The organism is Amycolatopsis sp. NPDC051903 (assembly GCF_044452505.1).
Taxonomy (GTDB): Bacteria; Actinomycetota; Actinomycetes; order Mycobacteriales; family Pseudonocardiaceae; genus Amycolatopsis.
This window is the reverse complement of the sequence record NZ_JBITBT010000001.1, coordinates 510,602-532,082: the sequence shown is the minus strand read 5'-3', so window position 1 is coordinate 532,082 and position 21,481 is coordinate 510,602. Positions and strand designations below refer to the sequence as shown.

The following is a 21,481-nucleotide window of genomic DNA, read 5'->3' as shown; positions in this document are numbered from 1 at the left end:
GAGCTAATGCTTCAACGCGGCAGGTGCACCGGAGGGAACGGCGGGGTTCTTCGGCGCCACCGGCTCCAGCCGCGCGTACGGCGTGCCCTGGCCCGGGCGCTGATCGGCCTCGCCCTTGTTGGGCCACAACGCGAACGCCCGCTCGGCCTGCGCCGTGATCGTGAGCGACGGGTTCACTCCCAGGTTCGCTGTGATCGCGGAACCGTCCACAACGGACAAACCCGGATAGCCGTAGACGCGGTGGTACGGGTCGATCACGCCGGTGTCGGAACTGTCGCCGATGGGCACACCGCCGATGAAGTGCGCGGTCAGCGGGATGTCGAAGATCTCGCCCCACGTGCCGCCGGGCAGCCCGCCGATGCGTTCGGCCGTGCGTTCGTTCGCCTCGTGCCCGGCGGGGATGAAGCTGGGGTTCGGCTCGCCGTGGCCCTGTTTCGACGTGTACTTGCGGCGCCCGAACAGGCCGGGGCGCGTGTAGGTGGTGATGGAGTTGTCGAGGCTCTGCATCACGAGCAGGATCACGGTCCGCTCGCTCCAGCGGTAGCCGTTGAGCAGCTTCGCGGCCTGCACCGGGTGCTTGAGCAGGAACGTCACCGCCTGCCGCCACCGCGGCACCGGCGACGCGCCGTCGGTCGCGACGGTCTGCAGCAGGCTCATCGCGTTGCTGCCCTTGCCGTAGCGCACGGGCTCGATGTGCGTGTTCTCGTCGGGGTGGATCGACGACGTGATCGCCACCCCGCGGCTGAAGTCCCGCGCCGGGTCGACCGACGTGCGCGCCGCGCCGATGATCGCTTCGGAGTTCGTGCGCGTCAGCTCGCCCAGGCGCCGCGACAGCTTCGGCAGCGCGCCCGTGTCCTTCATGCGGTGCAACAGGTTCTGCGTTCCCCACGTCCCGGCGGCGAACACGACCTGCCCCGTGGTCACGGTGGTGCGGAAGCGCTTCGACCGCGTGCCCGTCTTCTGCAGCGTGACGCGGTAGCCCTCGCGCGCCGGCTCCACGGACGTGACCGTGGTGAGCGGGATGACCTTCGCGCCGTCCTGCTCGGCGAGGTACAGGTAGTTCTTGACCAGCGTGTTCTTCGCGCCGACTCGGCAGCCCGTCATGCACGAGCCGCACTCGGTGCAGCCGACGCGCTCGGGCCCGGCACCGCCGAAGAACGGGTCGCGCACCGTCTCGCCCGGCTTGCCGAAGTACACGCCGACCGGCGTCGGGTGGAAGGACTCACCCACGCCCATGTCCTTCGCGACGTCACGCATCACCTCGTCGGACGGCGTCAGCGTCGGGTTCGTGACCACCCCGAGCATCCGGCTCGCCTGGTCGTAGTGGGGCGCGAGCTCCGCCTCCCAGTCGGTGATGTGCGACCACTGCCGGTCGGTGTAGAACGGCTTCAACGGGCGGTACAGCGTGTTGGCGTAGACCAGCGACCCGCCGCCGACACCCGCACCGGCCAGCACCATCACGTCGTTGAGCATGTGGATGCGTTGGATGCCGTAACAGCCGAGCTGCGGGGCCCACAGGTAGCGCTTGAGGTCCCACGACGTCTTCGCGAACTCGTCGTCCGCGAACCGCCGCCCCGCCTCCACCACCGCGACGCGGTAGCCCTTCTCCGTGAGCCGCAGCGCCGCCACGCTGCCCCCGAACCCGGACCCCACGACCACGACGTCGTAGTCGGGACCCGCCTGCGCTGTGGTGGTGTTACTGGCAGTCACCCGTAGGAGGGTAACCCGGGGGTTTCGTTCTGACCAGAGGTAAGTTACTCGTCGGTTAGGTCACTTGATCCGCCGCCGCGGGGTGAGTCGGAACAGCTCGCCCAGCGCCCGGATGATCGCGGGCCGCTCCTGCGGTTTCGTCCCGCGCAGCGCCACGACCAGCGCGAGCAGCCGGATCAGCAGGCTCGCCGCGATGACCCCGCCCAGCCACCACGTCGCGGCGGACTCCCCCAGCACCGACATCCGCTCACCTTCCAGGTGGCCATTATGATAACGAAATCATAACGGACGGGGTGCCGGAAAGCGCCACGGCGGCACCGAAAAGCCGCGGCAGCGAAAAGCCCCCGCGTCCGGGCGGACACGGGGGCTTCGGCGGCAAGACGTCAGCGGCGAACCGTCAGCCCGACCCGCTGGAACTCCTTCAGGTCCGAGTACCCGGTCTTCGCCATCGCGCGGCGGAGGGCGCCGAAGAGGTTCACCACGCCCTCGGCGTCCGAGGAGGGGCCGAAGAGCAGCGTTTTCAGGTCCACGGCGTAGTCGGAGTCCGGGCCGGCGACCACGCGCGAGCGCGGCAGCGACGGGTGCGCCGCGGCGGCGGTCCAGTACAGGCCCTGGCCGGGGGCGTCCGAGGCGGTGGCCAGCGGCGCGCCGAGCATCACGGCGTCGGCGCCGCAGGCGATGGCCTTGGCGAGGTCGCCCGAGGTGGTCATGCCGCCGTCGGCGAGGACGTGGACGTAGCGGCCGCCCGTTTCGTCCAGGTAGTCGCGGCGGGCGGCGGCCGCGTCGACGATCGCGGTGGCCATGGGGACGCCGATGCCGAGCACGCGGTCGGTGCTGGTGACGCCCTCGGTGTAGCCGTGGCCGACGATGACGCCCGCGGCGCCGGTGCGCATGAGGTGCATGGCCGTGCGGTAGTCGCTCACGCCGCCGGCGATCACGGGCACGTCGAGGCGGCCGATGAACTCCTTGAGGTTGAGCGGTTCCGCGTCGCGCTGCACGTGTTCGGCCGAGATGATCGTGCCCTGCACCACGAGGATCTCGACGCCGGCGGCCAGCAGGTCGGGCGTGAGCTCCGCGGCGTGTTGCGGGCTCACACGCGCGGCGACCGTGACGCCCGACTCGCGGACGGTCTTGATCGCCTCGGTGAGCAGGTCGAGCCGGATCGGTGCGGCGTGCAGCTCCTGCAGCTCGCGCACGACGGCCGTCGGGTCCTCGGCGTCCTCCGCGGCGCGGACGAGCCGGAAGATGGCGTCCTCGACGTTCGCGTGGCGCGCCCACAGGCCCTCGGCGTTGAGCACGCCCAGCCCGCCGAGTTCGCCGATCGCGACGGCCGTGCCCGGCGACACGATCGCGTCCGTCGGGTGCGTGACCAGCGGCAGGTCGAAGCGGTAGGCGTCGATCTGCCACGCGGTCGACACCACCGACGACGACCGCGTGCGCCGCGACGGGACGATCTCCACGTCATCGAGGTCGTACGCCCGCCGCGCGGTGCGACCCATCCCGATCTCGACCAGATCCCGCACGTGATGTCCCTTCTCGCACCGACGACAACACCGTCCATTGTCGCTAGTCCGCGTGGGTGATGAACGCACGGGGGCCCCTTCGTGCACTGACAACCGCAGGTTGTGGCCCGCGCCACGAGGTTGTTTGCCACCCGCGCGCCCGCCGCTGTTGGATTTCCCCGATCGACGACAGGGGGAGCACGAGTGGCACTGGGGCAGGACTTCCGGAGGCTTTGGGTCGCGTACGCGACGAGCGCCGCGGGCACGTGGCTCGCGCTCGACGCGTTCCCGTTCATCGCCGTGACGGTGCTCCACAGCAGCACCACGCAGGTGTCGGTGCTCGCGGCGGCGGGGCTGGCGGTGGGCTCGCTGCTCGCGGTGCCGCTCGGGCCGTGGCTCGAGTTCCGGCGCAAACGCCCGGTGCTGGTCGCGATGGACGCCGTGCGGTTCCTCGTGCTGCTCACGCTGCCGCTCGCGTACTGGCTGGGCGGGCTCACGTTCGGGCACCTGCTGGCGGTGTCGGTGGTCGTGGCCGCCGCGGACATCGTGTTCACGGCGGGCAGCGGCGCCTACCTCAAGGGGATCGCGACGGGCGAGGACCTGCTGGCCGCCAACGCCCGCTTCGAGACGACGCAGTGGACGGCCACCGCGGTCGGCCCGCCGTCCGGCGGCGCGCTGATCGGCGTGTTCGGTCCCGTCACGACGGTGCTGATCGACGGCGTGAGCTACCTGCTCTCCGCGCTCGCCATCGGCTCGATCCGCACGCCCGAGGCGCGGCCGGCCGCGCACCCGGAGAAGGTCCGGACCACCGAGATCCTCGACGGCTGGCGCTACATCCTCGGCCACCGGCGCCTGGCCGCGCTGTTCTTCAACACCGCTCTCGTGAACGGCCTGATCATGGCGACGGCGCCGCTGCTCGCCGTGCTCCTGTTGCGGGAACTGGGGTTCTCGCCACTCGAGTACGGCCTCGCGTTCGGCGTCCCGTGCCTCGGCGGGCTGATCGGCTCGCGGCTCTCGCGCCGCGTCACGGCGCGGCTCGGTGCCGAGCGCGTGCTGCTGTGGTTCGGCACCGGTCGCGCGTGCTGGCCGGTCCTGCTGGCGTTCACGCCGCACGGGGCGTTCGGGCTGGGGTTCGTGATGCTCGTCGAGTTCGGGCTGATCCTGACCATCGGCGTCTTCAACCCGGTGTCGGCGACGTACCGGTTGCAGGAGACGGAGACCTCGCGCGCCGCCCGCGTGCTCACCGCGTGGGGCATCACGACGGGCGGGACGCGCGCCGCGTTGATCCTCGCGTGGGGCGTGCTCGGCGCGTGGCTCGGCACGCGGGAAGCGATCGGGCTCGCGGGCGTGTTGCTGCTGCTCACTCCCGTGCTGCTGTGGCAGGTCAGAACAACGTCGCGCCCGCCACGGCCCCCGCGATCGCGGACAGCACGCCGACCGCGATCGACAGCGGCAGCGTCCGCTTCCCGCCCCGCGCCATGAGCCACCCCGCGTACCCGAGCACGACGAGGCCGATCAGCCCGCCCCACACGGGCCCGATCAGCGACGACGTGCGCACGCCGACGACCTCGTCACCGCGGCGCACCTCGCGCACGGCACCGGAGCGGTCGGCCCGCGTGAGTTCCACGGCCGTCCCGACGCCGGAGTCCAGCCCGGGGTCCGAACCGGACACCTCAACGGCTTCCCCTGCTGTGGTCAGGAAATTCACGATGTAGCGGGTCGCCGGGTCGGTGGCGGCACTGACCTCACGACAGCTCACGACGCGGGCCGCTTCCACGTGGGCGGGCCCGGTCAGCTCCACCACCACCCCCGCGCCGACGGCCGCCGGCACGGCGAACCCGACGACGACCACGAACAGCTCGGCGAGACGATCCGCTTTCACCGCACCACTCAGCCGCATCCGCGCCGGCGCCGCGACGGGACAAATGCCCGGCCGGGCCGCGGAACCCGTGTTGCGGCACGGATTCCGCGGCGGCTGCGTGAACTACCGCGTGGTGTAGTTCGGCGCCTCGACGGTCATCGTGATGTCGTGCGGGTGGCTCTCCTTCAGGCCCGCCGCCGTGATGCGGACGAGCTGCGCTTCCTGCATCTGCGGGATCGTCTCGGCCCCCGCGTAGCCCATGCCCGCCCGCAGGCCGCCGACGAGCTGGTGCACGACGTTGGCGAGCGGGCCGCGGAACGGGATGCGGCCTTCGATGCCCTCGGGGACGAGCTTGTCCTCGTTGAGCACGTCGTCCTGCGCGTAGCGGTCCTTGGAGTACGACTTGCCCTGGCCGCGCGACTGCATGGCGCCCAGCGAGCCCATGCCGCGGTAGACCTTGAACTGCTTGCCGTTCACGAGGATCAGGTCGCCGGGCGATTCGGCGGTGCCGGCGAGCAGGCTGCCGAGCATCACCGTGGACGCGCCGGCCGCGATGGCCTTCGCGATGTCACCGGAGTACTGGATGCCGCCGTCGCCGATCACCGGGACCCCGGCCGGGCGGCAGGCCTGGTCGGCCTCGTAGATCGCGGAGATCTGCGGCACGCCGACGCCCGCGACGATGCGCGTGGTGCAGATCGAGCCCGGCCCGACGCCGACCTTCACGCCGTCGACCCCGGCGTCGACGAGCGCCTGCGCGCCCGCGCGCGTGGCGACGTTGCCGCCCACGATGTCGACGGCGTCGCCGAGTTCCTTCTTCAGCAGCTTCACCGTCTCCACGACGGCGCGCGAGTGGCCGTGCGCCGTGTCGACCATGAGCACGTCGACGCCCGCCTCGGCCAGCGCCATCGCGCGTTTGTGCCCGTCGGCGCCGACGCCCACGGCCGCGCCGACGATGAGGCGGCCGTCGGTGTCCTTGGTGGACTTGGGGTACTGCTCGGTCTTCACGAAGTCCTTGACCGTGATCAGGCCGCGCAGCTTGCCGGCGCCGTCGACGATCGGCAGCTTCTCGATCTTGTGCCGGCGCAGCAGGCCGAGCGCGGCGTCGGCCGTGACCCCGACCTGCGCGGTGATCAGCGGCGGCTTCGTCATGACCTCGCTGACCAGGCGCGTGTGGTCCACCTCGAACCGCATGTCGCGGTTGGTGATGATGCCCACGAGCGCGCCGGACGCGTCGGTGACCGGGACGCCGGAGATGCGGAAGCGGGCGCACAGGGCGTCGACCTCGGCGAGGGTGGCGTCGGGTGCGCAGGTGACGGGGTCGGTGACCATGCCGGCCTCGGATCGCTTCACGACCTCGACGGCGGCGGCCTGCTCGTCGATCGGGAGGTTGCGCTGCAGCACGCCGATGCCGCCCTGGCGGGCCATGGCGATCGCCATGCGCGCCTCGGTGACGGTGTCCATCGCGGCGGAGACCAGCGGCACGTTGAGCGTGATGTTGCGCGTGAGCTTGGTGCTGGTGTCGACCCCGCTCGGCACCACGTCTGATTCGGCAGGCAGCAGCAGCACGTCGTCGAAGGTCAGGCCCAGCATCGCGAACTTGCTGGGCACGGGGGAGGTGATGCTTTCGCTGGTCATAGCGGGCGAAGGGCCTTCCTGGCTGGGGTGAGCGGTGTGGCCGGGGGCTGGCTGAGCCTTCCCCTCATGATATCCGGGGTCCGCCCCTGACCCGGGTGGGTGGGGACGGGCGCCACAGTGCGGGTACCGTGCAGGCCGTGCCGCACGACGTGTTGCCTCCCGACCCCTTCGCGGACGACCCGGACGATCCGGCCCGGGCCTTCCTCGACCCCGAAGACCAGCTGGACGAGCCCATCAGCTCGGACGAACGCACTGAACTGCTGGCCGACCTCTCCGACCTGGCGGTTTACCAGGCCCTTCTCGAACCCCGCGGGGTCCGCGGCATCGTCGTCGACTGCGGCGAATGCGACGAACCCCACTACCACGACTGGCACCTGCTGCGCGCGAGCCTGGAGCAGCTGCTGTCGGACGGACGCATGCGCCCGCACGAACCGGCGTTCGACCCGAACCCCGGCGACTACGTGAGCTGGGACTACTGCCGCGGCTTCGCCGACGGCGTCACGGCGAACGAGAGCGCGTACTAGTTTTCCGAGCGAACGGCCCTGGTGAGAGCGATCGCCAGGGCCGTTTTCGTGCCGGAAAGAGAAACGCCCCGGCGGTGGGCCGGGGCGTTCCGCGGTGCCCGGGTCAGGAGCCCGAGGGCGAGATGTTCTGGCTTCCGCTGCCGCTGCTGCCGCTGACTCCGCCGCTTTGCGAGGACTCGTTGGACTCGTTGCGCGGGCTGTTGCCACTGCTGCCGCTGCCCGGGTCGTTGCCCGTGACGTCGGTGGGCGTGGTGGGCGGCGGCGAGGTGGCGCTCGTCGTGTCCGGCGGCGGCGGGGGCGGCAGCACGACGCTGGTCGTGTCCGGCTGGCTGGTGCTGCCGGAGCCCGTGCCGGGCAGGGACGTCGGCTGCCCGCTCGCCTGCTGCGACGCCGGGTTGTTGCCCGGGTTGTTGGCCGGCGGAGGCGTCGACGGGTTGTTCGGCGGGTTCTGGCCCGTGGTCGGCGAGGTCGGGCTGCCGAGCTGCGCAGCGAGCTGGCGGTGCTGCTCGATCAGCTGGTCGCGGTTCTCGTCGTCGGTGACCTGGTTCAGGGCGGCCTGCGCGTCGTCGAGGGCCTTGCGGGCGTCGGCGAGGCGGTTGTCGGCCAGCGCGAGGTTCGCCTTCTCGAGGTCGAGCTTCGCCGCGGCGGCGGCTTCGACCGAGCGGGCGTGGTCGGCGTAGAGGACCTTCGTGAGGCCCCACAGGGTGTCGCCGGGCTGCGCGTCGCGCGCGGCGAGGCCGGTGCCGGTGAAGGCGATGGCGGCGGCCGCGCAGGCGGCGGCAACCGGCACCAGGATGCGGCGACGGCGGCTGCGGCCCGAGCGCTTGCGGGCGAGCGAGGCGGTCTTGACCGTGGTCACGGCGGTGTCGACGTCGACGAGCTCGGCGAGCGGCTCGCTGTCGATGTCGCGGCGCCACGCGAGCAGCAGGGCGTTGAGCTCCTGGTCGCCCAGGCCGTCGGCGATCGCCGGGTCGGTGCCGCCGAGTGCGTCGAGCAGCGCGTCGTCGGCCTGGATGGCCGTGAGGTCACCGTCGGCCTCCGCCTCGAAGGCGGTCATGCCACTCGCGAACGAGTTCGGCGACAGGTCACGATCGTCGTCGTGATCGCTCACTCAGATCACCTCCTCGGCGGCGAGCACCTTACGCAAGCGCGCGAGCGCCCGGTGCTGGGCCACCCGGACGGCGCCCGGAGTCGACCCCACGGCTTCGGCGGTTTCCTCCGCCGACAGCCCCACCACGACCCGCAGCACGACGATTTCGCGCTGCTTGTCGGGGAGCACCTGCAACAGCTGCGCCATCCGCTCGTTCAGCTCGCCCTGCAACGCGCGCTGTTCGGGACCGACCCCGCCCTCGATCTCGTCGGGGACTTCGGCGACCGGCTCCGCACGGTTGCGGGCCGCCGCGCGGTGCGCGTCGGCGACCTTGTGCTGGGCGATTCCGTAGACGAAAGCCAGGAACGGGCGGCCTTGTTCACGGTACGAAGGCAATGCCGTGAGCACCGCGAGACACACCTCCTGCGCAACATCGTCTGCCGAAGCGAACGAACGCTCCTGCCTGCCAACTCGAGCGCGGCAATACCGCACTACCAGGGGGCGGATGGCCGCCAGCAGCCGATCGACTGCCTGGGGGTCTCCCTCCACGGCAGCGGCGACCGGCTCATCCAATCCGTCCCCCACATTGGCCATCGCAGACAACAGTCCCAGTGTTACGTGTAGGCGTGCAAAGAATCCGGCGCGTGGTCATCGTGCCCCGCCCGCCGGTGACAGTTACCGTACCGTCGGCTACTTCCCGGACAACCGTCAGAGGTCGCCTCCGGCGTGCCGCGGTGTGCTCCACCTTCAAGGACGCGTGAACTCGCTAAAAGTTCAACGATGGGCTGACCTGCGGGGTACGGATCGCTGAGCGAAGCGCCGGCGCCGGCCGGCTGCGTGCCCGAGCGGTGGGGACGGAGGTGACGAACGTGATCGGCGACACAGGTACGGGCCAGGGCAGAACCCTGGCCCGTCGTCACCGTGGCGTCAGATCGGACTACCTGTCACGCAGAGCGTGAACCGTGCTTTCGGGAGTTCAGGACACCAGACCGCGGCGGAAGCCGTGGGCGACGGCCTGGGCGCGGTCGCGGACGCCGAGCTTGCGGAACAGCCGCCGCGCGTGCGTCTTCACCGTGTCTTCGGACAGGTACAGCTCACGGCCGATCTGGCCGTTGCTCTTGCCCTGGCTCATGCCGCGCAGCACCTGGAGCTCGCGCTCGGTGAGCTGCACGCCCGGGTCGGACGGCTGGCGCGGAGCCGGCACCGAGGTGCTGGCGAGGGTGTGCGCGAGCGCGGCGACGAGCTCGGGGCGCGACGCGTCCCAGCGCAAGTAGCCGCGGGCTCCGCCGGCGATGGCGGCGGCGATGCTGCCGGCGTCGTCGGGCGCGCCGAAGACGATGACGTTCGCCTGGGGGTTCGCGGAGACGAGCCGGCGGGTGGCTTCGACGCCCGTCGGGACCGCTCGCTGCGTCCCGACCAGCACGACGTCGACCGGCTGACGGGTGTACCGGGCCAGCAGCTCGTCACCGTGCGCTACGCAGTCGATGCGACTGACCCCTGGGACCGCGGACATCACACGGGTGAGCCCTTCGCGGACACTGCGTCGGTCGTCGCAGATCAAGACCGTCGTCACGGGGTTTCCTTCCTGCAGCCGGGTGACATTCCACTTCCCCTATCGGACGCTTTAGCCCGAACCTTGACACGATCCGGTGGCTTTTTTTGAAGTTTCTTAGCCCGGATGCCGGAACGGCGATTCCAGGAGGCTCAACCCGGCCCCGTGGGTACCCACGGCGATTCAAGTGCGATCCGCATCACGCAAGGATCTGCGCGTCGTAACACTGCGTGCAACACTTCACGGCTTCTGAATCGATACTTCTCGGCGTGTCCGGCCCCCAGATCGGCCGCGACGCGCGTTGCGACCCAAATAAGTGAATGTAGTTCGTATTTCTCGGCGTCGACGGCGGCATTTGTGACGACCTCGATCGCCCTCGTCCGTTCGGCCGGATCGCCGGCGGTCGCGAGCGCCACTCCGAGCACGATGTCGGATTTGACGATGTGCCGGCGCGCGCCGCGCGCGCGAGCCGTTTCCGCAGCTCGCCGCGCGGGCGCCACGGCCTCGCCCGGGCGGCCGGCGGCCAGTTCGATCTCGGCACCCACCCAGCCGCCGCGGACGGTCGCGCGCCACCGGTCGTCGGCCTGGGCCGCCCGGGCGGCGAACCGGCGGGCGGCGGTGAGGCGGCCGAGGGCGAGGTTGTCGGCGGCGAGGCCGAGAAGGGCGTCGGCCCGGGCGCCGGTGGCGTCGAGGCCGTCGGGGTCGGAGCCCGGAGGAGGCTCGGTCGTTTCCGCGCCGACCTGGGCGTCTTGCACCGGGTTCGCGAGCGCGGCCAGTGCCTCGCCGTCGAGCGCCCGGGCCGCGACGTGACCGCCGAGCTGACGGCGGTGGGACGCGAGGGCGCTGGCCGCCAGCGAGGCCAGCACGGGGTCGCCGCCGCGGCGCAGGCCGGCCAGCGCCGTGGTCGCGGCGGCGTAGCGGCCCCGGGCACCCAGCACGATCGCAGCCAGCAGCCGCTGCCGCGGCGGGGCCCAGCGCGGCGCCGTGACCGGCTCCGGCGGCGGGACGAGATCGCCGAACGCGAGCTCGGCGAGGGTGGACTCCTGCACGGGACCTTTCTAGCGCCCCGCCCCGACGAGAACGTGCTCGACGCGGTCGGCGGCGGCGGGCAGGTCGGCGAGCAACTCCACCTTGTCGGGCAGCGCGGCGGGGTCCCAGCCGGGCCCGCACGCGAACAGGCGGCTGCGTTGCCGCCCGCGGGACACGCGCGCGAACAGCCGCGGATCCGCACCCGCACGCCGGTGCGCCCACAGCACCAAGGCGGCGGGCGCGCTGCGCCGCACGGCCACCGCCAGCACCTCCGCGGGCAGCGGGACCCCGAACAGCTGCGCCCCGATCCGCCGGCCGGCCAGCGCGGCGGCCAGGGCGTACACGGGCATGGTGTCGCGTTCGTCCGGCACGCAGGCGACCAGCACGGGCCGCAGGTTGCGGGGCACGTCGAGCACGGGAGTCGAGCGCACGAGGGCCGCGTACACGCATTCGGCGAGCAGGTACTCGACCTCGGCACCGGCGCTGACGCCGCGCCAGCGCGCGCCGAGAGCAGTGAGCACGGGTTCGATCACGCCGGACCACGCCGGGAGCACACCCAGTTCGCCGAGCGCTTCGGCGAGCATGCGCTGCACGGCGCCGACGTCCATCGCCAGCGCGGCCGTGCTCAGCCGGCGGGCCAGGCGGGTCGGGACCTCCCCGTCGCGGGGCGCGGGTTTCGGCGGCGCGGCGAGTTCTTCAACGGGCGGCTCGGCGTCCGTCCGCGGCAGCTGTTCGAGCGCGTATCGGGCGGCTTCGGCGGTCGAGGCGCCGCGCAGCAGGGCGCGTTGCATGAGCTCGAGGCGGTCGATGTCGGAGCTGCCGTAGCGGCGGTGGCGGCCGTCGGTGTGCCTGCTGGGGCCCAGGCCGTAGCGGCGATCCCAGGTTCGCAGGGTCGACGGGGCGACCCCGAGCCGGCGAGCGACCGAGGCCACCGGCAGGGTGGGTTCTCCTTCACGCGTTCCGGATCCCACGCGGCCCAATATCCAGGGCCTCGACAGTGACGGCAACCGGAGCCAAAACCCCTGCTCACCATTCCGGGGGATGCCTAACGGCTGAATCGTCCCGAACCTCTTGAACAACCTTTGGCGCGCTTCTAACGTTACCGCCGTTGCACCGAATGGAGTATCGGCACCACAGCAGAGCAGCTAATGGCATCGACCGGATGACGGAGGCGGTCAGGATGGCAGACACGCGCAGGCTCCCCGGCCCCAATGCGGACATGTGGGACTGGCAGCTGGAGGGGTCGTGCCGGGGGATGGACAGTGCGGCGTTCTTTCACCCGGACGGCGAGCGGGGGCCGGCGAGGGCACGCCGTGAGGCCAGGGCGAAGGCGGTCTGCCTGGCCTGCCCGGTCCTGGACCTGTGCCGCAGGCACGCGCTGGCCGTGCACGAGCCCTACGGGATCTGGGGCGGCCTGTCGGAATCGGAGCGCGAGAACCTGATCAAGCAGGACAAGCGAGCGCTGAGCATGACCTGAGCGGTTTTCACGACTTTGCCGGGGCGGTGTCCGATGTGGACACCGCCCCGGTGTCGTTTGCGGGGTTTCCGGCGCTTCCTGGGTCTCCCGGCCACGAAGCGAGCGCGGCGTCGATGATCAGACTCAGCTCGGGCAAGCCGGCACTGTCGCGGGCCTGCACGGACAGGCCGAACAGGACGGTCGCGTAGAAGCCGCCGAGCGCCTCGACGTCCGTGCCCTCGGGCAGTTCACCGGCTTCGACGCCGCGGCGCAGGCGCGTGCGGATCAGCTCCCGGACGTGGTCGCGCAGTTCGCCGAGGTGCTCGCACACCGACCGGTTGGCGGGCGAGCAGTTCGTGGCGGCGAGGACGACCATGCAGCCCGACGGGTGTGCGGGGTCGACGTAGACGCGGACGTTGTCGCGCAGCATCGCTTCGATGGCCGCGCGGGCCGTCGGCTCCTCGGCGAGCGCGCGGGGCGTGTAGCTGCCGTACGTGGCGCTGTACTGCTCGACGGCCTCGCGGAACAGGGCTTCCTTGCTGCCGAAGGCCGCGTACAGGCTGGGTGGGTTGATGCCCATCGCACCGGTCAGGTCGGCGAGTGACGCGCCCTCGTAGCCGCGCTCCCAGAACACGAACATGGCCTCGGTGAGCGCGCGTTCGCGATCGAACGCACGGGGCCGGCCGCGCGGTGACATCAACCACCTTCTTTAGCGGGCGATACAGAAAAACTTGACGACGCGATGGTACGGCAGCTTTTATGTAGTCATCGATACAGAAAGGAGCCCTGATGGGCAACCTCGACGGCAAGGTCGCGCTCGTGACGGGCGGCAGCCGCGGCATCGGCGCGGCGATCGCGAAGCGGCTGGCCGCGGAAGGCGCCGACGTCGCGATCACCTACGAACGCTCGGCCGACCGGGCCGCGACCGTGGTCAAGGAGGTCGAGACCCTCGGCCGGCGCGGCCTCGCCCTGCAGGCCGACGCGGCGGACGCCGCCGCGGTTTCGGCGGCGGTCGACCGCGTGGCGTTCGAGCTCGGCGGGCTCGACGTCCTCGTCAACAACGCCGGTGTGATGACAGGCACCCCCTTCGACTCGCTCTCGGTGGACGAGGTGGACCACATGCTCGCGGTCAACGTGCGGGCCGTCGTGGTCGCCACCCAAGCCGCCCTGCGCCACCTCCCCCGCGGCGGCCGCGTGATCTCCATCGGCAGCGACCTGGCCGAACGCGTGCCGTTCCCGGGCGTGAGCCTGTACTCCGCGACCAAGAGCGCCCTGGTCGGCCTGACGCGGGGCCTGTCGCGGGACCTCGGCCCGCGCGGCATCACCGCCACCGTCGTCCACCCCGGCTCCACGGACACGGACATGAACCCCGCCGACGGCCCTGGCGCGGCCGGCCAGCTGCCCCACATCGCCCTCGGCCACTACGCCGAAGCCGCCGACGTCGCCGCGACGGTCGCCCACGTCGCCGGCCCGGACGGCCGCTACCTGACGGGCAGCTCGATCGCGGTGGACGGCGGATTCACGGCCTGATCCGGTGCGGCGGGGTGGTGCCTTTCGGGCCGCTGCCCTGCTTCCCGTTGTGGCTGGGGTCGATTCGCCGTGTCGGGTCGGCAGCCGCGGCTGGGCGCTGGCTTCGGCGACCTTGCCCGGCAAGCGGGCAACGCCGGTCGCGGACGAGTTGACCTTGGGTTCAGTGCTGCACCGGGTTGCGTTCGGCGTCGACGACCGCGGGGTTCCCGGCCTGATCCAGTGCGCTCGGCAGCTCCCCGCGAGACACAAAACCCCCGCCCTCCCAAGGGGGGCGTCCCCGTCCCATTCTACCGGCCGGCACCGACAAAATCGGCTGGTGAGCGGAGTTGTCCACGGTGGGCCGAAGTTGTGGACAACCCGGCAGACGGGCGCTCAGCCTTCGACAGGAGCTCAGTCTCGACAGCCAAAGCCGGATCGGCCGAGCAACACCCTCGACGACGAAAGCCGACCTGACCGCCAGCATCCCCGGCGCGCGAATGAGAAGCGGAGCGGCACTCCCGAACGAAGGCGGACCCGGCCTAGCAGCAACCCACCGCACCAACGAAAAGCTGCGGGCACTCTCGAGAGCGACAGGCGACCCCGCCAAACAACAACCCCACCCCACCAACGAAAAGCGGGGCGGCACTCCCGAAGGAGTACCGCCCCGCTTCCGTACGGAGGAGAACCTCAGTGCGCGTGCCCGTGACCGTGGCCGGTCTCGGGCTCCTCCTCGACCGGCTTCTCGACCACGGAGCTTTCCGTGGTGAGCACGAGCCGGGCGATGGAGGCGGCGTTGGCGACCGCCGAGCGGGTCACCTTGACCGGGTCGACGATGCCCGCCGCGAGGAGGTCGGTGAGCTCGCCAGTGGCGGCGTTGAAGCCCTGGCCCCAGCTCTGCTCCTGGACCTTGTTCACGATGACCGCGCCCTCGTGGCCCGCGTTGCTGGCGATCCAGAACAGCGGGGCGGTGAGCGCGTCGCGGACGATGCGGACGCCCGTGGCCTCGTCGCCGGTGAGGCCGAGGTCGCCCTCGAGCTCCTTGACGGCGTGGACCAGAGCCGAGCCGCCGCCGGGGAGGATGCCCTCTTCGACGGCCGCCTTCGTCGACGCCACGGCGTCTTCGATGCGGTGCTTGCGCTCGTTCAGCTCGGTCTCGGTGGCCGCGCCGACCTTGATCACGGCCACGCCGCCGCCCAGCTTCGCGAGGCGCTCTTGCAGCTTCTCGCGGTCCCAGTCGGAGTCGGTGGTCTCGATCTCCTTGCGGATCTGCGCGATCCGGCCGTCGATGGCGTCCTTGGAGCCGGCGCCGTCGACGATCGTGGTGTCGTCCTTGGTGACGACGATGCGGCGCGCGCGACCCAGCGAGCTCAGGTCGATCTCGGACAGCTTGAGCCCGATCTCGGCGGAGATGACCTCGCCGCCGGTGACGAACGCCAGGTCGTCCAGGAACGCCTTGCGACGGTCGCCGAAGAACGGCGCCTTGACCGCGACGGCGGTGATCGTCTTGCGCAGCGAGTTCACCACGAGGGTGGACAGCGCTTCGCCGTCGACGTCCTCGGCGATGATCAGCAGCGGCTTCTTGGCCTCGACGACCTTCTCCAGGAGCGGGAGCAGGTCGGTCAGCGCCGAGATCTTCTCGCGGTGCAGCAGGATGTACGCGTCCTCGAGGATCGCCTTCTGGTCCTCGGGGTTGGTGGCGAAGTGCGCCGACAGGAAGCCCTTGTCGAACTGCACGCCCTCGGTGATCACGAGCTCGGTCGCCAGGGTCGACGACTCCTCGATGGTGATCACGCCGTCCTCGCCCACGCGCTCGACGGCCTCGCCGAGCAGCTGGCCGATCGTGGCGTCGCGGGAGGTGACGGTGCCGACCTGCGCGATGTTGTCGCGGCCCTTGACCGGGGTCGCCTTGGACTTGAGGACCTCGACGACCTTCTCGGCCGCGGCCTCGATGCCCTTGCCGACCGAGGTCGGGTTGGCGCCGGCGGCGACGTTGCGGAGGCCGTGCTTGACCAGCGACTGGGCCAGCACCGTGGCGGTGGTGGTGCCGTCACCGGCGACGTCGTTGGTTTTCGTGGCGACGTTCTTGGCCAGCTGCGCGCCGAGGTTCTCGAACGGGTCGTCGAGCTCGACCTCGCGCGCGACGGTCACGCCGTCGAGGGTGATGGTCGGGCCGCCGAACTTCTTGTCCAGAACGACGTGGCGACCGCGCGGGCCGAGGGTGACCTTGACCGCGTCGGCGAGCTTGTTCACCCCGCGCTCCAGCGCGCGACGAGCGTCCTCGTCGAAGTTGATCTGCTTGGGCATGGCTTGGTTCCGATTACCTTTCGGAGGGTGTGACGGAGACGCAAAGACGCCCCGTCCCCGGCTTGAGCGGGGCCCGGGGCGTCATGCGCTGCGAGCGGTCGTCAGTTGATGACGGCCAGCACGTCGCGGGCGGAGAGGATCAGGTAGTCCTCGCCGTTGTACTTGACCTCGGTGCCGCCGTACTTGGAGTAGATGACGACATCGCCCACGGCCACGTCGAGCGGCACGCGGTTGCCCTTGTCGTCGATGCGGCCCGGGCCCACGGCCAGAACCTTGCCCTCCTGGGGCTTTTCCTTGGCGGTGTCGGGGATGACGAGGCCGGAAGCGGTCGTCTCCTCGGCCTCGCTCGTCTGGACAACGATCTTGTCCTCGAGCGGCTTGATGTTCACGCTCACCGGGTTGACCTCCACGGTCGTCGAAAGCGTCGGCAGGATGACTTACGGCTCCTACCACCCCCGCCGTCGCGGGTGCCGGGCGTGTTCGGGCCGTTCGATTAGCACTCTAGCCACGGGAGTGCCAGCTTTGCAAGGAGGGTCTGCCCGACGTGGCGAAACTTCGCGCCACCAGTCCTGACCGGCGGTTTTGCTCCGCGGTGGTTCCGTGAACTCTCCGCAGCACCTCGACCTGGTCGCCTTCAGTATGCCTGCCCCGGTCTCCGGTGAGGCGACATGTCGAGGCGCGATCCGCGGTGGTCGGCCGTCTCCGTCATCCTCGTCCCCGCTTCCGCCAGCTGGCCGTCGGCCTCAAGGGCGCGCTTGCGTCCATCGCGGAGTGACCCTTGAAGCGGTGGTCCTGCGCTAAACGAACGCGCGCAAGGAAGCGCGGCTGGCGAGCGAGCCTCGGCGTCCTCCGCGCGGATCTTGTGGCTCAACCCGCTCGGCAGCGCGCGGTTGCCGCGTCCGCGACGGGCTCGCTCGGCGGCGTCGGCCAGAGCGGCAGGCCTGCGTCCACTGCTGGACAAACCCGGCCCCACCAGCCCTGACCGGCGGTTTTGCCGCCGCCGCTGGCCGGGGGGTCACTTCTCGGCGCGCGGACGGTGGGGTTCGGGGTGGCCGTCGGAGCCGAAGGGGAGGTCGCGGTCGACGTGGTCGGCGTGGTGGAGGGCCTGGGCCAGGAGGCGGCGGACGTGGTCGTCGGCGGCGGAGTAGAAGACGAACGTGCCCTCGCGGCGGCCCTTGACGAGGCCGGCGAGGCGCAGTTTGGCCAGGTGCTGCGACACGGACGTCGGGGTGACGCCGGCGAGTTCGGCGAGGCACGCGACGGACGACTCGCCCTGCAGCAGCGCCCACAGGACCTTGATGCGCGTCGGGTCGGCGAGCAGCCGGAAGGACTCGGCGGCGAGGTGCACCTGCTCGTCGTTGGGCATGTCGAAATCCGGCAGCGCGCTGTGCATACCGAGCACCCTACGCGGCTGCGTGCATACCTACATACCTTCATTCATACGCAGATACGCTGGTAAGCTCCCCGCCATGACCACCGGTCACGGGCACCACCACGGCTTCGGCCGCGTGCGCCACGCCCTCGCCCCGCACAGCCACGACAGCACCGACCGCGTCGACGACGCGCTGGAGACCAGCCGCCGCGGCATCCGGGCGCTGGTCTGGTCGTTCGCAGCGCTCTTCGCCACCGCGCTCGTGCAGGTGGTGCTGGTGCTGCTCACCGGATCCGTGGCGCTGCTGGGCGACACGATCCACAACTTCGCCGACGCGCTGACCGCGCTGCCGCTCGGGCTCGCGTTCCTGCTGGGCCGCAAGGCGGCGACGCGCCGCTACACCTACGGGCTCGGCCGCGCCGAAGACCTCGCGGGCGTGGTCGTGGTGCTGATCATCGCCGGGTCCGCCGTGCTGTCGGCGTACGAGGCGATCCGGCGGCTGATCGACCCGCAGCCGGTGACGCACCTGTGGGTCGTCGCGGTCGCCGGCGTGGCCGGGTTCGCCGGCAACGAACTCGTCGCGCGCTACCGCATCACGGTTGGCCGGCAGATCGGATCGGCCGCCCTCGTGGCCGACGGGCTGCACGCCCGCACCGACGGGTTCACCTCGCTGGCCGTGGTCCTGGGCGCGGCGGGCGTGGCGCTCGGTTTCCCGGCCGCCGACCCGATCATCGGCCTCGTCATCACCGCCGCGATCCTCCTGGTCCTGCGCGACGCCGCGAAGGAGGTGTTCCGCCGGCTCATGGACGGCGTCGATCCGTCCACTGTGGAGCACGCCGAACTCGCCGCCCGCGCCGTCCCGGGCGTGCGCGACGTGGCGGACCTGCGGATGCGCTGGATCGGTCACCGCCTCCACGCGGACCTCGCCATCCGCGTCGACGACACCCTCACCGTCGACGAGGCCCACCGGCTCGCGCACGAGGTCGAAGACCGCCTGCGCGAAACCACGCCACGGCTCGCGGCGGCCGTGATCCACACCGAACCGGCTGCGAAAGCCGGAATCGCCTGAGCCGCGCCACGGTCCTGGTTACGCTCGGCCGGTGATCACCAGGATGGCCGACGGCAGCGCGGGCGACGCGGACTACGGCGAGATCGGCAAGGTCTACCGGGGATTCCGCCACCCCGAGCCGCTGATCGCGCGGGCCGTCGCCGACGTGCTCGGCGACGCGGAGACCGTGGTGAACGTCGGGGCCGGAGCCGGGTCGTACGAGCCCGCGGACCGGGCCGTGACAGCGGTCGAACCGTCGGCGTCGATGCGGGCGCTGCGGCCCGCCGGGCGGCCGGCGGTAAACGCGACGGCCGAGGACCTGCCGTTCGACGACGGCAGCTTCGACGCGGCGATGGCGACGTTCACCGTGCACCAGTGGCCCGATCTCGCGCGGGGGCTGAGCGAACTGCGGCGGGTCACGACGGGACCGGTCGCGATCCTGACCTGCGACCCCGATCTCGTGCGCGGTTTCTGGCTGTACGAGTACGCGCCGGAGGTGCTCGACACCGAAGCGCGGCGCTACCCGTCGGTCACGGAGCTCGCCGAAGGCCTGGGCGGCGAGGTCGAGACCATTTCCGTGCCGATCCCGAAGGACTGCGCCGACGGGTTCAACGAGGCGTACTTCGGGCGCCCCGAGCTGCTGCTGGACCCGGCCGCGCGGCAGGCGTGCTCCGCGTGGAGCTTTGTCGGCAAAGGGGTGCACGACCGGTTCGAAGCCACGCTCAAGCGGGACCTCGCCGACGGCACGTGGGACGCCGGCCACGGCCACCTCAGGCAGCGGCAGGCCTACGACGGGTCGCTCGTGCTCGTCGTCAGCCGCACCGCGGACTGAGTGGACCGCTGAGCGGAACCGCCGTAACGACGGATTACCACTCGCCCCCGGTTCTGGTTAGGTTTCGCCCGAACAGCACCTGACCACCTGGGGGTCCCACCATGTCCCACACGCTCGCGCGACGGCTCGCCGTCGCGGGCGGCGCGGGGTTGCTGGCGGTTGCACTGGCGACGCCGGTGCCCGCGCAGGCCCAGCCGCCGAACCAGCAGCGCCAGCAGGACTTCGTGAACGCGGCGCGCGAATTCGGCGTGCCGCTCGACGTGCTCCTCGGCGTCTCGTACCTGGAGTCCCGCTGGGACTACAACGCCGCCACGCCCAGCACGGCGGCCGGGTACGGGCCGATGCACCTCACGGATCTGCGCGCGGCCGGCGTCGTGACCAGCGAATTCGACCAGGGCGGCGAAGACCCGCGCGGGGATGCGGCCCGGCCCGCGGTGCACCCGAAGGCCGACGGGCCCGCCGCCACACCGCCGAGCCTGCAGACCGTCGACGAAGCGGCCGCGCTGCTGCACACCGACGCCGCGACGCTGCGCCGCGACCCGGCGCAGAACATCCGCGGCGGCGCGGCGCTGCTGGCCGAGTACCAGCGCCGCCTCGGCGTGCGCAGCACCGCGGCCAACGACTGGTACGGCGCCGTCGCCGCGTACAGCGGTTCGGACGACGTGACGGCGGCGAGGTCGTTCGCCGACGAGGTCTTCGGCACCCTGGCAACGGGTGAGACGCGCACGACCGACGACGGCCAGGCGGTCACCCTCGCCGCGACGCCCGGCCTCGCGCCCGACCGCGCGCAGGCCGACCGGCTGGGGCTGCGCGCCGAGGCGCCGCCCGCCACGGAGTGCCCGAAGTCGGTGGCGTGCGAATCCGTGCCCGCGCCGTACCAAGAGCTGCCGGGCGGCGACTACGGCAACCACGACATCGCGAACCGGCCGCAGAGCCAGAAGATCGACACCATCGTCATCCACGACACCGAGGGCTACTGGGCCGACGCGCTGACGCTGGCGCAGGACCCGACGTACCTGGCGTGGCACTACACCGTGCGCTCGCAGGACGGGCTGATCGCGCAGCACGTGGCGACGAAGGACGTCGGGTGGCACGCGGGCAACTGGTACGTCAACGCGAAGTCGATCGGCGTCGAGCACGAGGGCTTCGCCGCGCAAGGTACCTGGTACACCGAGGCGATGTACCGGTCGTCGGCGAAGCTCGTGGGCTACCTGGCGAAGCGCTACGGCGTCCCGCTCGACCGCGCGCACATCATCGGCCACGACAACGTGCCGGGCACCACGCCCGCGACCATCGCGGGCATGCACTGGGACCCGGGCCCGTACTGGGACTGGTCGCACTACTTCGACCTGCTGGGCGCGCCGATCAAGGCGTCGGGCCGGCCCGGTTCGCCGATGGTGACGATCGCGCCGTCGTTCGCCACCAACAAACCCGCGATCACCGGCTGCGACAAGATCGGGTCCGGCAACCCGTGCCCGGTGCGGGGTTCGGAGGCGGTGTGGCTGCACACGGCGCCGGACGCGTCGTCGCCGTTGCTCGCCGACGTCGGGCTGCACGGCTCTTCGCCGTCCACTGTGGACGTGTCCGATGTGGGCAGCCGCGTGGCCACCGGCCAGAAGTACGCGGTGGCCGGGCGCCAGGGCGGCTGGACGGCGATCTGGTACCTCGGGCAGAAGGGCTGGCTGCCGAGTTCGGCGGTGGTCCCGGCGAGCGGGCTCGTGGTGACCCCGCGCCCGGGCAAGGCGACGGTCCCCGTGTACGGACGGGCGTTCCCCGAGGCGTCGGCCTACCCGGCCGGGATCACCCCGCAGGCGCTGGCCCCGATGCCGTACACGTTCGCCGCGGGCCAGAAGTACACCGCCGGCGGCATCGTCGGCTCGGAGTACTACTCGGCGACGACGTTCGACGTGTCCCAGCACGTGGTCGTGCGGGGCAAGACGAGGTACGCCGAGATCCAGTTCGGACACCGCGTCGAGTACGTCAACCTCGACGACGTGCTGCTGCTGCCGGCGATCTGAGCCGGCCCGCGAACCGGCCCCTCCCGGGGAGGGGCCGGT

The 21,481-nt window shown here is 71.4% G+C and carries 21 protein-coding genes; 7 read left to right on the top strand and 14 right to left on the bottom strand.

What is annotated here, in order from left to right; translation table 11 throughout:
* Positions 1-3: 3 nt before the first annotated feature.
* From ACIA77_RS02735 to ACIA77_RS02725, 3 genes are all read right to left on the bottom strand, one after another.
* Entirely contained in the window at positions 4-1,710 is a 1,707-nt protein-coding gene (locus ACIA77_RS02735; protein ID WP_395884014.1) for an FAD-dependent oxidoreductase, read from the bottom strand.
* A gap of 60 nt (positions 1,711-1,770) precedes the next feature.
* Positions 1,771-1,953: a hypothetical protein gene (locus tag ACIA77_RS02730; RefSeq protein WP_395884013.1), complete on the bottom strand. Its 183-nt coding sequence runs from the start codon at positions 1,951-1,953 to the stop codon at positions 1,771-1,773.
* Between the two features lie 140 nt (positions 1,954-2,093).
* The gene (locus ACIA77_RS02725; RefSeq protein WP_395884012.1) at positions 2,094-3,233 is read right to left on the bottom strand and encodes a GuaB3 family IMP dehydrogenase-related protein; all 1,140 of its coding nucleotides are present in this window, start codon (positions 3,231-3,233) and stop codon (positions 2,094-2,096) included.
* 183 nt (positions 3,234-3,416) lie between these two features.
* Here ACIA77_RS02725 and ACIA77_RS02720 point away from each other — a divergent pair, with 183 nt between their 5' ends.
* On the top strand, positions 3,417-4,694 hold the full coding sequence (locus tag ACIA77_RS02720) for an MFS transporter (protein WP_395884011.1): 1,278 nt from the start codon (positions 3,417-3,419) through the stop codon (positions 4,692-4,694).
* On the opposite strand, the gene ACIA77_RS02715 is transcribed toward ACIA77_RS02720, so the two are convergent.
* Complete coding sequence (locus ACIA77_RS02715; protein WP_395884010.1) at positions 4,597-5,094, bottom strand: hypothetical protein; 498 nt, start codon at positions 5,092-5,094, stop codon at positions 4,597-4,599. The two genes, ACIA77_RS02720 and ACIA77_RS02715, sit on opposite strands and share 98 nt — an antisense overlap.
* A gap of 102 nt (positions 5,095-5,196) precedes the next feature.
* The gene (gene guaB, locus ACIA77_RS02710; protein ID WP_395884009.1) at positions 5,197-6,708 is read right to left on the bottom strand and encodes an IMP dehydrogenase; all 1,512 of its coding nucleotides are present in this window, start codon (positions 6,706-6,708) and stop codon (positions 5,197-5,199) included.
* A 128-nt stretch (positions 6,709-6,836) separates the two neighbouring features.
* Here guaB and ACIA77_RS02705 point away from each other — a divergent pair, with 128 nt between their 5' ends.
* Positions 6,837-7,232: a DUF5319 domain-containing protein gene (locus ACIA77_RS02705; RefSeq protein ID WP_204091640.1), complete on the top strand. Its 396-nt coding sequence runs from the start codon at positions 6,837-6,839 to the stop codon at positions 7,230-7,232.
* 103 nt (positions 7,233-7,335) lie between these two features.
* On the opposite strand, the gene ACIA77_RS02700 is transcribed toward ACIA77_RS02705, so the two are convergent.
* The 5 genes from ACIA77_RS02700 to ACIA77_RS02680 all read right to left on the bottom strand — a co-directional run bounded on the left by ACIA77_RS02700 (position 7,336) and on the right by ACIA77_RS02680 (position 11,835).
* The gene (locus ACIA77_RS02700) at positions 7,336-8,343 is read right to left on the bottom strand and encodes an anti-sigma-D factor RsdA (protein ID WP_395884008.1); all 1,008 of its coding nucleotides are present in this window, start codon (positions 8,341-8,343) and stop codon (positions 7,336-7,338) included.
* On the bottom strand, positions 8,344-8,916 hold the full coding sequence (locus ACIA77_RS02695) for a sigma-70 family RNA polymerase sigma factor (RefSeq protein WP_395884319.1): 573 nt from the start codon (positions 8,914-8,916) through the stop codon (positions 8,344-8,346).
* A 382-nt stretch (positions 8,917-9,298) separates the two neighbouring features.
* Positions 9,299-9,895 carry a response regulator transcription factor gene (locus ACIA77_RS02690; RefSeq protein ID WP_020662719.1) on the bottom strand — a complete coding sequence of 199 codons (597 nt, stop codon included), beginning with the start codon at positions 9,893-9,895 and terminating at the stop codon, positions 9,299-9,301.
* A 131-nt stretch (positions 9,896-10,026) separates the two neighbouring features.
* A complete protein-coding gene (locus tag ACIA77_RS02685) occupies positions 10,027-10,923 on the bottom strand; it encodes a hypothetical protein (protein WP_395884007.1) in 897 nt (298 codons plus the stop codon).
* A 9-nt stretch (positions 10,924-10,932) separates the two neighbouring features.
* Positions 10,933-11,835 carry a MerR family transcriptional regulator gene (locus tag ACIA77_RS02680; protein WP_395884006.1) on the bottom strand — a complete coding sequence of 301 codons (903 nt, stop codon included), beginning with the start codon at positions 11,833-11,835 and terminating at the stop codon, positions 10,933-10,935.
* A gap of 230 nt (positions 11,836-12,065) precedes the next feature.
* On the opposite strand from ACIA77_RS02680, the gene ACIA77_RS02675 reads away from it, so the two are divergent.
* The gene (locus ACIA77_RS02675) at positions 12,066-12,380 is read left to right on the top strand and encodes a WhiB family transcriptional regulator (protein WP_395884005.1); all 315 of its coding nucleotides are present in this window, start codon (positions 12,066-12,068) and stop codon (positions 12,378-12,380) included.
* Between the two features lie 7 nt (positions 12,381-12,387).
* On the opposite strand, the gene ACIA77_RS02670 is transcribed toward ACIA77_RS02675, so the two are convergent.
* Complete coding sequence (locus ACIA77_RS02670; RefSeq protein ID WP_395884004.1) at positions 12,388-13,056, bottom strand: TetR/AcrR family transcriptional regulator; 669 nt, start codon at positions 13,054-13,056, stop codon at positions 12,388-12,390.
* A 92-nt stretch (positions 13,057-13,148) separates the two neighbouring features.
* On the opposite strand from ACIA77_RS02670, the gene ACIA77_RS02665 reads away from it, so the two are divergent.
* Entirely contained in the window at positions 13,149-13,889 is a 741-nt protein-coding gene (locus tag ACIA77_RS02665) for an SDR family NAD(P)-dependent oxidoreductase (RefSeq protein WP_395884003.1), read from the top strand.
* 666 nt (positions 13,890-14,555) lie between these two features.
* On the opposite strand, the gene groL is transcribed toward ACIA77_RS02665, so the two are convergent.
* The 3 genes from groL to ACIA77_RS02650 form a co-directional block, all read right to left on the bottom strand.
* Positions 14,556-16,172 (bottom strand): chaperonin GroEL, encoded by a 1,617-nt coding sequence (gene groL, locus ACIA77_RS02660; RefSeq protein WP_395884002.1) that lies wholly within the window; start codon positions 16,170-16,172, stop codon positions 14,556-14,558.
* A gap of 101 nt (positions 16,173-16,273) precedes the next feature.
* Positions 16,274-16,567 carry a co-chaperone GroES gene (gene groES / locus ACIA77_RS02655; RefSeq protein WP_009072407.1) on the bottom strand — a complete coding sequence of 98 codons (294 nt, stop codon included), beginning with the start codon at positions 16,565-16,567 and terminating at the stop codon, positions 16,274-16,276.
* Positions 16,568-17,187: 620 nt separating this feature from the next.
* Complete coding sequence (locus tag ACIA77_RS02650; RefSeq protein WP_395884001.1) at positions 17,188-17,565, bottom strand: ArsR/SmtB family transcription factor; 378 nt, start codon at positions 17,563-17,565, stop codon at positions 17,188-17,190.
* A 76-nt stretch (positions 17,566-17,641) separates the two neighbouring features.
* On the opposite strand from ACIA77_RS02650, the gene ACIA77_RS02645 reads away from it, so the two are divergent.
* The 3 genes from ACIA77_RS02645 (at position 17,642) to ACIA77_RS02635 (ending at position 21,442) form a co-directional block, all read left to right on the top strand.
* Positions 17,642-18,613 (top strand): cation diffusion facilitator family transporter, encoded by a 972-nt coding sequence (locus ACIA77_RS02645; RefSeq protein WP_395884000.1) that lies wholly within the window; start codon positions 17,642-17,644, stop codon positions 18,611-18,613.
* Between the two features lie 31 nt (positions 18,614-18,644).
* Positions 18,645-19,424, top strand: a complete 780-nt coding sequence (locus ACIA77_RS02640) for a class I SAM-dependent methyltransferase (protein ID WP_395883999.1) — start codon at positions 18,645-18,647, stop codon at positions 19,422-19,424.
* A 101-nt stretch (positions 19,425-19,525) separates the two neighbouring features.
* Positions 19,526-21,442, top strand: a complete 1,917-nt coding sequence (locus tag ACIA77_RS02635; protein ID WP_395883998.1) for an N-acetylmuramoyl-L-alanine amidase — start codon at positions 19,526-19,528, stop codon at positions 21,440-21,442.
* The last annotated feature ends 39 nt before the right edge of the window (positions 21,443-21,481 follow it).